At 64.4% G+C, this 12094-nt stretch carries 12 protein-coding genes; 3 read left to right on the top strand and 9 right to left on the bottom strand.

The features are described 5' to 3' along the window. Nucleotides 1–6: 6 nt before the first annotated feature. Entirely contained in the window at nucleotides 7–228 is a 222-nt protein-coding gene (locus tag AC1RBA_RS03090) for a hypothetical protein (RefSeq protein ID WP_070218399.1), read from the bottom strand. A gap of 146 nt (nucleotides 229–374) precedes the next feature. Between AC1RBA_RS03090 and AC1RBA_RS03085 the strand changes: the two genes are divergently transcribed. Continuing rightward, complete coding sequence (locus tag AC1RBA_RS03085; protein ID WP_492416517.1) at nucleotides 375–1091, top strand: SOS response-associated peptidase; 717 nt, start codon at nucleotides 375–377, stop codon at nucleotides 1089–1091. 1 nt (nucleotide 1092) lies between these two features. On the opposite strand, the gene AC1RBA_RS03080 is transcribed toward AC1RBA_RS03085, so the two are convergent. From AC1RBA_RS03080 to queE, 8 genes are all read right to left on the bottom strand, one after another. After that, on the bottom strand, nucleotides 1093–2253 hold the full coding sequence (locus AC1RBA_RS03080) for a DUF418 domain-containing protein (protein WP_492416516.1): 1161 nt from the start codon (nucleotides 2251–2253) through the stop codon (nucleotides 1093–1095). Nucleotides 2254–2288: 35 nt separating this feature from the next. Continuing rightward, complete coding sequence (ldcA, locus tag AC1RBA_RS03075; protein ID WP_492416514.1) at nucleotides 2289–3206, bottom strand: muramoyltetrapeptide carboxypeptidase; 918 nt, start codon at nucleotides 3204–3206, stop codon at nucleotides 2289–2291. A gap of 32 nt (nucleotides 3207–3238) precedes the next feature. Further along, the gene (locus tag AC1RBA_RS03070) at nucleotides 3239–4156 is read right to left on the bottom strand and encodes an alpha/beta fold hydrolase (protein ID WP_492416512.1); all 918 of its coding nucleotides are present in this window, start codon (nucleotides 4154–4156) and stop codon (nucleotides 3239–3241) included. A 194-nt stretch (nucleotides 4157–4350) separates the two neighbouring features. After that, a complete protein-coding gene (locus AC1RBA_RS03065; RefSeq protein WP_070292284.1) occupies nucleotides 4351–5505 on the bottom strand; it encodes a hemin-degrading factor in 1155 nt (384 codons plus the stop codon). Nucleotides 5506–5566: 61 nt separating this feature from the next. After that, a complete protein-coding gene (locus AC1RBA_RS03060; RefSeq protein ID WP_492416510.1) occupies nucleotides 5567–7930 on the bottom strand; it encodes a TonB-dependent hemoglobin/transferrin/lactoferrin family receptor in 2364 nt (787 codons plus the stop codon). Nucleotides 7931–8171: 241 nt separating this feature from the next. Continuing rightward, entirely contained in the window at nucleotides 8172–8681 is a 510-nt protein-coding gene (tadA, locus tag AC1RBA_RS03055) for a tRNA adenosine(34) deaminase TadA (protein WP_492401236.1), read from the bottom strand. Beyond that, nucleotides 8674–9120: a 6-carboxytetrahydropterin synthase QueD gene (gene queD, locus AC1RBA_RS03050; protein ID WP_035819191.1), complete on the bottom strand. Its 447-nt coding sequence runs from the start codon at nucleotides 9118–9120 to the stop codon at nucleotides 8674–8676. The genes tadA and queD overlap by 8 nt, the downstream gene beginning before the upstream one ends. 9 nt (nucleotides 9121–9129) lie before the next feature. After that, nucleotides 9130–9765 (bottom strand): 7-carboxy-7-deazaguanine synthase, encoded by a 636-nt coding sequence (queE, locus tag AC1RBA_RS03045; RefSeq protein WP_070218406.1) that lies wholly within the window; start codon nucleotides 9763–9765, stop codon nucleotides 9130–9132. Nucleotides 9766–10055: 290 nt separating this feature from the next. On the opposite strand from queE, the gene AC1RBA_RS03040 reads away from it, so the two are divergent. Then, the gene (locus AC1RBA_RS03040) at nucleotides 10056–10955 is read left to right on the top strand and encodes a sensor histidine kinase (protein ID WP_070218407.1); all 900 of its coding nucleotides are present in this window, start codon (nucleotides 10056–10058) and stop codon (nucleotides 10953–10955) included. A gap of 90 nt (nucleotides 10956–11045) precedes the next feature. After that, the gene (locus AC1RBA_RS03035) at nucleotides 11046–12032 is read left to right on the top strand and encodes a sensor domain-containing diguanylate cyclase (RefSeq protein ID WP_070218408.1); all 987 of its coding nucleotides are present in this window, start codon (nucleotides 11046–11048) and stop codon (nucleotides 12030–12032) included. The last annotated feature ends 62 nt before the right edge of the window (nucleotides 12033–12094 follow it).

Genomic DNA, 12094 nt, shown 5'->3' with positions numbered 1-12094 from the left:
GCTGTTTCAGCGTACCGGCACCCCATCGGCCAGGCGCCAGCCTACCGACAAGGCTATTTGCTGCGCCTCTTTTTCATTGCTGCAATCATCATAATCACAGGTATCCGCATACGCGCCGCACGCCTGGTTCTGGCTGATGTACGAACCGACCCAGCGGCCATCGCGGCGCTGGCTGGCCGTGGCGCTGATGATAAAGCCTTTGTGGATGGTGGGGTTTTCAAAAGACATAATTCCTCCGATGCAAAAAAAGCGTCAGGGATCTGACTGGGTTCCACTGTGCGCCACATGCTGCCAGCAGTCTGTACGTTTGATCACACTCACGAAAAGGACGCGCGCCGCGCTCGCGCCTACAGGCGATCGGGTATGATTTCGGCATGTGTGGACGATTCGATCAAAATGACACGGCGCGCGTGCTGGCGTCATCCTTCGGCTGGACCGACGCGGTGTTCGACAGCGAGGCCGAGCCGCACCTGAACGTGTCGCCCGGCACATACCGGCCCGTGCTGCATATCCAGCATGGTGTGCACCGGGTCGACGATGTCTTCTGGGGCTACCGCCCTGCCTGGGCCGCCCAAGCCGTGCCCGCCCCCGGCAAGAAAAAAATCCCCATCGCCATCAATGCCCGGCTGGAAAAATTGGCAAGCGCCTACTGGAAACCCTTGCTGCGCGCGGGGCGCGGCATCGTCTGCGTCGATGGCTGGTATGAATGGACGGGTGAAAAAGGCAGCAAGCAGCCGTGGCACATCCACCGCAAGGACCGCGCGCCGCTGTTTCTGCTGGCGCTGGCCCAGTTCGGGCCGTACAAATTCAACCGGGAAGAAGCGGGTTTCGTGCTGGTGACGGCCGACAGCCTGGGCGGCATGGTCGATATCCACGACCGCCGCCCCGTCGCCGTCAGCCTGGAAGACGCGCACCGCTGGCTAGCCCCCGCACTGACGTCCGAGCAAGCGCTGCACCTGGCGCGCACCTGCATGCTCGACGTGGAGCTGTTCGAGTGGCATGCCGTCGATAATCCCCTCGTGCCGTCCGCCAAGGCCAAGGCGCCACCGCCGGCGTCGCCGCAAGGCGCCTTCGACTGGGGCAGCGACTAACTCAGCCGGGCAAGCGCGCCAGCCGGCGCCACAGCGCTTCCATCGGCCCCTGGCGGAAGTGCCGCAGCCAGTAGCGGCTGAGCAGCAGCTGCCCCGCCATGATCAATACGACCAGGCCCAGCATCTCGATGGGACGCAGTGTGGCGCCCCAGCCCAGGCCCGGCCCCTGCAGCAGCCAGGTGCCGAGCAAGGATTGCAGCAGATAATTGCTCAGCGCCATGCGTCCCACGGGCGCCAGCCATGCACCGAGCCAGCGCAGCAGGAAGGGACCGGCCAGCATCAGCACCGCCACATAACCGGCCGCCAGCACGGGACCGCCGGCAAACAGGCCCACTTCGAACAGGGCCGTATCAAACACGGTTTGATACGGATCGGCCACCTGCCACGCGACGGCCCCCGCCGCCAGCAGGTTGAATGGCAAGCCCACGCCCAGCCCCACGGCGCGCACGCGCCGCCACACGCGCTCGTGGCGCCACGGCTGCGTCAGCCAGCCGCAGCGCACGGACAAAATACCCAGCAGGAACAGCACGATGATGTGCGGCAGCATGACGCCAGCGTACAGCAAGGAGACGAGGAAATCGTTGGCGCGCAGCCTGGCCACGGCCCACACACTGCCTTGCGTGTAGGTCGCGTAGCGGGCGGCGAAGTTTTGCAAATCCTGCGCCGTATCCGGCGCGCCGCCCTGCTGGCCCACAGGAATGAGCAAACACATGAAGAGCAGAAAACCGGCCGCCACCAGCCAGGCGCGGTTGCGTATGCCGCTCAGTTTAGCCGCTGCCAGCGGCAGAATCAGCATGCCGGCGACAGCATACGAGGTCAGCACGTCGCCGCTCCAGACAAGGAAACCGTGCAGCAGGCCGAACACGAGCAGCCAGCGCAGCCGGCGTTTATACGCCGCTTGCGCCGCTTCCCAGCCGCCCAGCTGGCGTTTCAGTGAACGTGTTTGCAGGGCAAATCCGGCACCGAACAAGAAGGCGAAGACGGGATAGAACTTGAATTGCGCCAGCGCCGCCACGCCGAAAATGACGAGCTGGTCCAGCACGGGCGGCTGCGCCGGCAAGGTGCCGTAGCGCAAGGACAGCGTGCCCCAGGCAAAGCCCCAGATATTCACCAGCAAGATGCCAAACACGGCGATGCCGCGCAGCACGTCGAGCTGCAGCAACCTGCCGGGTTTGGCGTGAATAGCGTTCAGGGAGTTCAGGGCCGCGCCAGGGTCGGGTAATCGCTCACCTGCAGGCTGAAGCCGGACGCATCCGATTGCAGCCGCGCCTGGCCGCCGAACGGCAAGGTGACCCGCCGGCGGATGTGGCCGAATTCGAGCCCCGTCAGCACGGGCACGGGCAGGCGCTCGCGCACGTAGGCCAGCATGACGTCGAAATCGTAGCCCTTGTCCATCGGACTCAGCTTATAGGCGGAAAAGTCACCGAGCACGACCGCCTGCTGGCGTTCGAACACGCCCGCATGCAGCAATTGCAGCAGCATGCGCTCGACCCGGTACGGGTGCTCGTTGACGTCTTCCAGGAACAGAATGCCGCCATCGATCTGCGGAAAATACGGCGTGCCGAGCAGGTGCACGAGCATGGCCAGGTTGCCGCCCCACAGCTTGCCTTGCAAGTCGACCTGCGGATTGCCAGCTGCCGTGCCGGTGACCGTGTGCGTGGGTCCCGCCAGGCACGACCACAGCTGATCGAGCGTAAATTGCTCGGGCTCGTCGCGCGTAAAATCGTCGCAGACCATGGGGCCGGCAAAGCTGACGCGGCCCGTTTTCGCCATCAAGCCCATGTGGAAGGCAGTAAAATCGCTGTAGCCGACGAACAGCTTGCCGCTGGCGGCCATGCGGTCGAAATCGATGTCGGGCAGGATGCGGCTGATGCCGTAGCTGCCGCGCAAGGCGATCACCACCTGCACGTCGGGGTCGGCGGCTGCCGCGTTCAGCTGCGCCAAGCGGCCCGCATCCGTGCCGCCGAAACGCTGGAAGCTGTGTGCGGGGTCGTAGTAGTTGTGGACGGTGGCGCCTTGCGCCTGCAGGCGGGCGATGCCGCGCGCCACGGCCGCGTCATCGGGCGCGCAACCGCCAGGCGCCACGATGGCGATGCCAATTTCAGGTGTCTTCAAAATGCCCATGCCTTCAAAAGTGGTGGGCGCGCCTAGGCTGGCTGGGAGCGCATCTGGGGCGCCATCTTACCTTGCAGATGCACATCGATCAAGGCGAGCAGGCGCTCGATCAGCTGGGGCGGCATGTCGTGCCCCATGCCTTCGATCACTTCGAGCGTGGCGCCCGGAATCAGCGCCGCCGTATCGATGCCGCAGGCGACGGGGATCAGGGGATCGGCCGCGCCATGGATCACCAGCGCCGGGCAGCTGATACTGGGCAGCAAGGCCGTGCGCTCGCCCGAGGCGGCAATGGCCACCATTTGCCGCGCCACGCCTTCGGGGCAGCTGCCCCGCTCCAGCGCCGCCTCGATGCGCTGGTACAGCAATTTTTCCGAGACGGGATAGGCGGGACTGCCGATCACGCGCACGGTGGCCGCCATATGCGCCATCAGTTCGGCGCGGCTGGCATTGCGCTTCGGGCGTTGCAGCAAGGCATTGCGCGCCGCCCGCGTGGGGCCGGGCAAGCCGCGCCGGCCGCTGCTCGACATGATGGAGGTCAGACTGAGCACCTGCAGCGGCGCGCGCGCCGCCATCACTTGCGCGATCATGCCGCCCATCGACACGCCGATCACGTGCGCCTGGGCAATGCGCAAGGCCGCCAGCAAACCCAGCGCGTCGTCCGCCATGTCATTCAAGGTGTAGGAAGTTTTGAGGGGCCAGCCCAGCAGGTTTTTCACGTAGGCCAGCGGCAGATACGGTTTGCCCGCCTGCGCCATCTTGCTCGACAGGCCGCTGTCGCGGTTATCGAAACGCACGACGCGAAAACCTTGTTCGACGATGCCTTCGACAAAGTCCGCCGGCCAGGCGATCAGTTGCATGCCCAGGCCCATGACCAGCAGCACGCACGGATCATCCGGGTTGCCGTGGCTTTCATAAGCTATGTTGAGGCCGTTCGCCATGATGGTTGCCATGATTGCCTCTCTTCAGGAACCAGCACGCAGACACGATCGCTGCGGCCTTGCAATCAGCATACCACTATTGTGCTTCAGACATGAGACCGGCACGCGGCACCCAGCTGAAGTGTTGCTCTGGTCGCACATGACATCAGCTACGGCGTATCGCTGCGGTTCTGTCACGTGCTGATACTCATCAACTTGCAAAAACCTTATTTTGCCTTTGGCAGACTATCGGCCAGATCCACCCAGCTTTGCGGCTGCGGTTTGCCCCGCTCGCGCACGCCGAAGAAGGAGACCACTTGCGTGCCGTCGTTGTCGAAGAACTCGACGGACGTGACGCCGCCGCGCTTGACGACCCAGCCGCTGCGCAGGGCCGTGTCGCGGATGTGCAGGTTGAAGTCCGGGTCCAGCACGTTGAAGAAGCCGCCGGCCGCCATGGTTTTTTCGATCTTGCCGCTGTAGATCTGCGTCAAGCCTTCATTACCCAGGAACACCATGATGGCGACCTTGTCCTTGGCCGCGTTTTCCAGCAGGGTGCGCAGCGCTTGCGGCGTCACGCGCTCGACCACGCCAGCCGGCGCCAGGCGCAGCGCCTGCTCGCGCGTCAGGTGGAATTCGCGCATGATTTGCGCAAACTGGTGCACGTCCGTCATGTCTTTCCAGGCCAGCTGGAATTCCTTGACGTCGATCTCGCTGTCCGGCTTTTCCGCCGCCTTGGGCGCCACGGCCAGCACGTTCAGTTCCGCGCTTTGCTGCGGCGCACGGAAGGTGGCCACCAATTTATCGTAGACGGCCACGCCAGGCTCGTTGCGCAGGTAGATTTTGTGCACGGCCGTGCCGTTGGCGTCAAAAAATTGCAGGCTGCGCGTCGGCTTGCCATCGCGGCCAGGCTGTTCCACGGCAAATGCGTATTTCCAGTTTTCAAAGTGGAAACGCAGGTCGATCTGGCCGCCCAGGTAGCCGCCCGCGATATTGCGCTGGCGCGCTTCCGTTTCCGGGTCCTTGGCGTCGGCCTGCTCGGACTTGTCGCCCGCCTGCTTGAACTTGCTGGCCACGCCCGTCGTTTCGATGACGCCGTTTTCATTGCGCGTGATCGCTTGCACGAGGCCCAGGTCCAGCGCGGCGCGCATGATTTCGCGCGGCTGGTTGCCGTCCGCCTGCAGGCGCGTGACGCCCTTGCCGATGTTGGTTGCCAGCAATTGCGCTTCCGACACGCCCAGCGCGCGCGCCGCGTCGCGGATCTGCAGCTTCGGCTGTTCCGTGCGCAAGGTGGACCAGCGTTCCGCCAGGGTGGCTGGGGCCGCATATGCGTTTGCAATCAGCAGGCTGCCTAGCAGGGATAGAACGAGTTTGGATAACTTCATAGAGAGACCATTCAATCAAACATGGAAAATAAGAGGGGCAGGCGCCCCTCCCCGGTAAAAATCAGAAATTGACGCTGAGGCTGGCTGCGACGTTGCGGCCCGGTTTGGCGTAGCGCTCGATCTCGGCGCGGCTGGCGGCCGTGGTGCCGGCGGCCAGGCTGCGCGAGGCGGCGTAGTCCCAGTACTTGCGATCCGTCAAGTTGTACACGCCGACGACGATCTTCGCGTTCTTGTGCACGTTCCAGTACGTCGACAGGTCGAAGATGGTGTACGACGGCACGGTAAACAGCGGGCCGGCATCGCCGATCAGCAGGTTTTCCGGCGCCTGCTTGGCGCCCGCATGCACGGCCGTCAGCGCCAGGCCGAACAGCTGGTTCGCATGGTCGTAGCCGAAGGTCAAGGCCGACTTGGCGGGCGCCACCGAGTTCAGGCCGCCGCTCTCGCCCGTCTGGGTATTGAAGGAACGGCCCTTGGCCACGCCGGTCGCCAGGTCCACGTGGTAGCCCTGCATGGCCGGCGCCCAGGCGCCCAGCTCGGCGCGCAGGGTCAGCTCGGCGCCCCAGGTGCGGGCATTGCCGATGTTTTCCGGGCGGAACAGGCCGCGCGTGATGGTGGGGTAGTTCACCGGATCATCTTTTTGCATCACGTAGTCGATCATGTCCGTGTATTCCGTCTGGTAGACGGACGCGTGCATGCTCAAGCCCCTGGTGACGTCGCCCTTCAGGCCCAGTTCATACGCCTTGCTCGTTTCCTTGCGCAAGTTGGCATTGCCCAGCACGGCATAGCCCTGCCCCGTGCCCGTATAGCTGAACGAGTCGTAGGTGCCCGTGCGCTCGGCCGCCGTCGGCAGGCGCGTGCCGCGCGTGAAGGTGGCGTAGGCGTTCATCTGCGGCAAGACTTCCACGGACAGGCTCAGGCTGGGCGTGAAATAGGTGTCGCTCTCTTTGCGCACTTCCTTGGCCGCGTTCGGCACGGCGATCGCATAGGTTTGCAGGTTTTTCGGTTCGTTCTTGCGGTAGTCGGCACGCAAGCCCGGCGTCAGCACGGCTTTCTTGCCCGCCAGATTGAAACTGAGATCGTCGCGCACATACAGGGCCAGCTTGCTCGTGTCCATGTCGGCCATGCGGTTCTTGTTGGTGACCTGATGCTGGCCCGTGGCGACGATGACGCGGTCTTCGCGCCACGGACGGCGCGTTTTCAGCTGTTCCAGCTGCACGCCGTACAGCAGCGCGTTGTCCGCATTGAGCTGCTTGAACGCTTCCGACGTCAGGCCGATGCTGTCATTCTTGAAATTGGTATCGATGGCGCGCCGGGCCGGACTGCCGAACGTGTAGAGGCCTTGCGTCTTGTCCTCGGTTTTCGCGTTCTGCAGATAGACCTTCGACGTCAGGCGGTCGAACAGGGCAAAATCCTTGAGCACCACGTCGTGGCCCAGGCTCACGCGCGTGCGCTTGGTGGTGGAATCCTGCTGCACGCCCGTCGGATAATACGTGCTGACCTTGCTGCGCAGGTCGCGCTTGTTCTTGCGCTCGAACATGTCGACCGTCAAGTCCAGCTTCTGTTCGCCAGGCAAGGTCCACACGAGCTTGGACAGCAAGGCGTTCGAATGCCAGTCGTCCGGGTTGACGGGCGTGGTACCGCGACTGTCCATCTGCTCGCCGTCGCGGTGCACGTAGACGGCCAGGCCCTGCAGATTGGCGCCGAGCTTGGCGGCGCCCGTCAGGGTGTGCGCATTGCTGCGGTCGGCCGTGGCGCGGCCGTATTTATAGGCCACGTAATGGTCTTGCCCTTCGCCCAGGTAATCCTCGGGCGACTTGGTGATGAAGGCCACGCCGCCGCCCAGGCCGGGATTGGCGCCGCTGGCGGCCGTCGTGCCCGAATCGATGCGCACTTCGCGGAAGGTTTCCGGATCAAAATAATCACGACCCGTGGCGAAAGCGTTGAGGGTGTTGCCGTCCGGCTTGGGCGCCGCGTCGGGCAGCGAGATGCCGTCGAGTTCCAGGCTGACCCGGTTGCCTTCCAGGCCGCGGATGTTGTAACCGGTATTGCCCGAACCGTCCCACACGCTGCCGCTGCCCGAGGCCGCCGCCGGCGCACTGATCAAGGGCAAATAGCGCACGATGCCGCCCATCTCGGTGACATTGCGGCGCTCCAGGTCGTCCGCCGTGACGACCGTCTTGGTGCCGGCGCGGCGTTCATAGTCCTGCTTGGCGTTGACGACGATTTCCGGGAAGACAGGCAACTTGGCCGGCTCCTGAGCGGCCGTGCCCGCATTGATGGCGGCCGTCTGCGCGAGAGCAGGCAGCATCGGCGCCGCGAACAGGCCCAGCAAGGCGGCGCGCAGCACCAGGTTATGGCGGCGGGCAGGCAGATGAGCTGAGAATACGACGGGTGCAGCGGTGCGCTGCGGAAGCACAGTAGTCATGATGGTCCGGTTTAAGAGTGGAGGCTGGCTCTTGAACCCGGATCGATAACGAAAGTGTTAACGATGCATAAGGAAAGTTTGCTGGCGAAAACAATACTGTAACACGAATCATTCTCATTTGAGAATGGCAATTAGTCTAGACAGATGTTATTTCGCAACAATTGTAAAAAAGCCAGCCGGATGGCTGGCAAGGGATGGCTGGCATTCTGGCAAAGCCATGGCGGCCCTGCCCTGCCCGGCGTCAGGTAGCCGGACTGGCCAGCTTGCGCGCTTCCGCCTGCGCACGGCGGCGCTCGGCAAAGAAACGCTTGAGAAAAGCGCCGCACTCGTCGGCCAGCACCCCGCCAACGATCGCCGTCTGGTGGTTCAGCGCGGGCTGCTCGAACAGGTTCAGCACGGAGCCGCAGGCGCCCGTCTTCGGGTCGCCCGCGCCGTAGACCACGCGCGCCAGCCGGGCATGCAGCATGGCGCCCGAACACATCACGCACGGCTCCAGGGTCACGTACAGCTCGCAGCCGGGCAGCCGGTAGTTGCCCAGCTTTTCGGCAGCGGCGCGCAAGGCCATCACTTCCGCGTGCGCCGTGGGGTCGTGGCGGCCGATGGGCTGGTTGTAGCCCACGGCGATGACTTCCCCGTCCTTGACGACGACGGCGCCGACGGGCACTTCACCCAGGTCCCACGCGTGCTGGGCCTGCTCCAGGGCCAGCTGCATGTAGCGCGCGTCCTGCGCGCCAGCGTGCGTTTCAGTCATCGGTCACTTCTGCCCAGCAATTTGGCGTTTCATGCAGCACCAGTTTATGCAGGTGCAAGCCCGTGCCGAAATGGTCGGTGAACGCCGCTTTCAGTATCTCGAAGGCGATGCGCGCCAGGTTTTCCACCGTCGGGATACGGTCGATGACGACGGTTTTATGGTCGGGCAGGCTGGCCAGGAAATCGCGCACGGCCGTGTCTTTCTCGTAGACGAGGAAGGCGTGGTCCCAGACGTCGACCAGGTGCTGCTTGGCCAGGGTTTTCACGTCGGAAAAATCCATGATCATGCCATTGTCGGAATTGCCTTCCGCTTCGATGACCTTGCCGACCAGCGTGATTTCCACCGTGTAGCGATGGCCGTGCAGGTTGCGGCACTGGCTTTTGTGGTCGGGAATGCGGTGGCCCGCGTCGAATTCGAGCTTGCGTGTGATAGTCAGCATATTGTTTTATTAAGGTATTTGCAGGAGTTTATGGGTTTGCAGGCTCAGCTTCCACTTCGGGTTGCTTTTGCACGTCTCGATGGCCAGCTTCATGTTGTGCGCGGCCAGGGGGCCATCCATCGCCTGCACGAAGAAGTTCTCGAAGTCGAGCCCTTCGTAGGCGGCCAGGTCTTGCTGGAACTGGGGGATGACGACCTTGATCTCATTGCCCTTGTGGACGACCAGTGTCGAACCCATCTTCGGGCTGACGCAGATCCAGTCCACGCCGGCCGGCACGGGCAAGGTGCCGTTGGTTTCGATGGCGATGGTAAAACCCACCGCGTGCATGGCGTCGATCAGGGCCGTGTCCAGCTGCAGCAGCGGTTCGCCGCCCGTAAACACCACGTATTTGCTCGGCGCGTAGCTGGCCGGCCACAGGCTGTCGATCAGTGCGGCCAGCTCCTCGGGCGTCTTGAACTTGCCGCCCAGTTCGCCATCGGTGCCGACGAAATCCGTGTCGCAGAACTGGCACACGGCCGTGGCGCGGTCGCTTTCGCGGCCCGTCCACAGATTGCAGCCGGAAAAGCGGCAAAACACGGCCGGACGGCCCGCGTGCGCACCTTCGCCCTGCAGGGTGTAAAAAATCTCTTTGATGCTATAAGTCACTGTATTTCCTAAGAGCTGGCCGGCGCATCGCGCATGGATGCGGGCGCGCCCGGCGCAAAACACCTGGCCGGGGGCGTGAAGCCGATTGACAACCCTCTATTATATGCCGCCGCGACACTTCCCGTGCAAATGCCGTGCCTGCCGTCTGGCGCCGCGGCATCCGGCAGCAAGAAAGCCACAGCGGCCGGCAAAACTGCGCAGCTTTTGCGTTTAGACAATATAAATATCCCAAGGTTAATATATTTTCTGTAAGAACATTGCCTGCTGGAAAACATTTAGGGAGCGAGAAAATGATGCAACGCTGGCTACGCCCGCCGTGTCGCCTGAGCATTCTGGCTTGCCTGGCGGCCGGCGCACTCGCTTCTCTGCACGCCGGTTACGCCGCCGGCCCGATACTGCAGACCGGCACGCCCTTGCGCCTGATGCTGGCCTGCGCCATCCTGTGCGGTGCGCTGGCGCTGATGCTGTGGCGCCAGCACCGCCTGGCGCTGCGCCTGCGGGCGCTGGAACAGCTGCGCGCGGACGCCGAGCAGGAGCGCCTGGCCAGCGGGCAGCAGCAGGCGCGCGAACAAGAGCGCCAGCGCATCGGGCGCGACATCCACGACGACCTGGGCCAGCATCTGCTGACCTTGAAGATCGACCTGTCCATGCTGCAGACCAGCACGCATGGCACGGCGCCCCAGCTGGCGCAGCAACTGGCCGTGATCGTGCGCAATGTCGACCTCAGCATCGCTGCACTGCGCTGCGTCATCCATGACTTGCGCCCGCCCGCCCTCGACGCCGGGCTGCAAGCAGCATGCGAAGAGCTGCTGGCCGACTTCCGGCGCACCACGGGCATCGATTGCCGTTTCGATTACCGCCTCGACGCCGCCGCCGGCCGCGCGCACGGCGCCTTGCTGTACCACGTGGTGCAGGAAGCGCTGGCCAATATCGCCCGCCACGCGCGCGCCACGCATGTCCGGCTGTGCCTGCAGCAAGCGGGCGCCACCGTGGAATGCCGCATCCGCGACGACGGCATCGGGCTGCCGGGCTCGCCGCCGCGCCTCGGTTGCGGCCTGTCCGGCATGCATGAGCGCGTGGCCGCCGCCGGCGGCAGCCTGCACATCGACAGCCGCAGCGGCGCCGGCACCACCTTGCGCCTGTCGCTGCCGCTGCCGGTCCGCCATGACGAGGCGATGGCCCATCGCTGAAAATATTGCTCAATATCAACACCTTCGGCCCGCCACGCTGCATCATGGCCAACGAACCAGCCCCCACTCACGCCCAAGAAGGATGCTTTCATGCCGGATAGCCACGCACATGCCAGCGTATCGCCGTATGGTGAAGCCCAGGGTTTCGCCGTCAAGATGATGGAATTACTGGTCGTGCCGACCTTCGTACTCGATGTGCATGGCAGGGTGATGATCTGGAACCGCGCCTGCGAGCAGCTGACGGGCGTGCCAGCGTCCGAAGTGCTGGGCGCGCGCGAGCCGGGCCGCTGCTTTTATAACGACGAGCGCCCCACCCTGGCCGACCTGCTGCTGTCCGGGCGCGGCGGCGACATGCGCGCCCTGCATGCCCAGCAACAATATCGCAGCGGCACGGGCAGCAACCTGTGCGCGGAAAACTGGTGCGACATGCCGCGCACGGGGCGGCGGCGCTACCTGGCCGTCGATGCCAGTCCCATCCATGGCAATCACGGTGAACTGATCGCCGTGGTCGAAACCCTGCGCGACATGACCGATGAAAAACGCGCGCAGGTGGAACTGGAACGCCTGGCCACGCGCGATGGCTTGACGGGGCTGGCCAACCGGCGTTGCTTTGACGACACCATCCTGGCCGAGTGGCAGCGCGCGCAGCGGCAGGAGCAGCCCCTGTCGCTGCTGATGGTCGACGTCGACAATTTCAAGGAATATAACGACAGCCACGGCCACCAGGGCGGCGACCTGTGCCTGCGCAAGGTGGCCGGCGCCGTGGCCAGCGAAATGCGCACGAACGACCTGGTGGCCCGCTACGGCGGCGAAGAATTTGCCGTCATCCTGCCGAACCAGTCGCTCAAGGGCGCGGCCATCGTGGCCGAACGCATCCGCCAGCGCGTGGAACGGCTGCAGCTGCCGCGCAAGCGTCCCGACGGCGCCTGCGTCACCGTCAGCATCGGCGCCGCCACGGCCCTGCCCGGCCCCGGCACGGAACTGGGGCAGTTGATCCATACGGCCGATTGCGCCCTGTACCGCGCCAAGCACCTGGGCCGCAACCGCATCAGCCTGCCGGAAACGACGCTGACCTGAGCACCGGTCCCTGCGGCACGCCTTGCCTGCCCTGACGCCCCCCCCTTCATGCCAAAACGCCT

The sequence above is a fragment of the Janthinobacterium sp. GW823-FHT03B06 genome (genome assembly GCF_058796955.1).
The sequence above is the reverse complement of the archived record's forward strand: the minus strand, read 5'-3'. Positions and strand labels throughout refer to the sequence as shown.

Coding starts and splice junctions, on each gene's coding strand:
- tadA (WP_492401236.1), bottom strand. CDS start 8,681: ATGACTGAAACGCACGCTGGCGCGCAGGACGCGCGCTACATGCAGCTG.
- AC1RBA_RS03090 (WP_070218399.1), bottom strand. CDS start 228: ATGTCTTTTGAAAACCCCACCATCCACAAAGGCTTTATCATCAGCGCC.
- AC1RBA_RS03060 (WP_492416510.1), bottom strand. CDS start 7,930: ATGACTACTGTGCTTCCGCAGCGCACCGCTGCACCCGTCGTATTCTCA.
- AC1RBA_RS03065 (WP_070292284.1), bottom strand. CDS start 5,505: ATGAAGTTATCCAAACTCGTTCTATCCCTGCTAGGCAGCCTGCTGATT.
- AC1RBA_RS03035 (WP_070218408.1), top strand. CDS start 11,046: ATGCCGGATAGCCACGCACATGCCAGCGTATCGCCGTATGGTGAAGCC.
- AC1RBA_RS03070 (WP_492416512.1), bottom strand. CDS start 4,156: ATGGCAACCATCATGGCGAACGGCCTCAACATAGCTTATGAAAGCCAC.
- AC1RBA_RS03085 (WP_492416517.1), top strand. CDS start 375: ATGTGTGGACGATTCGATCAAAATGACACGGCGCGCGTGCTGGCGTCA.
- queD (WP_035819191.1), bottom strand. CDS start 9,120: ATGCTGACTATCACACGCAAGCTCGAATTCGACGCGGGCCACCGCATT.
- AC1RBA_RS03040 (WP_070218407.1), top strand. CDS start 10,056: ATGATGCAACGCTGGCTACGCCCGCCGTGTCGCCTGAGCATTCTGGCT.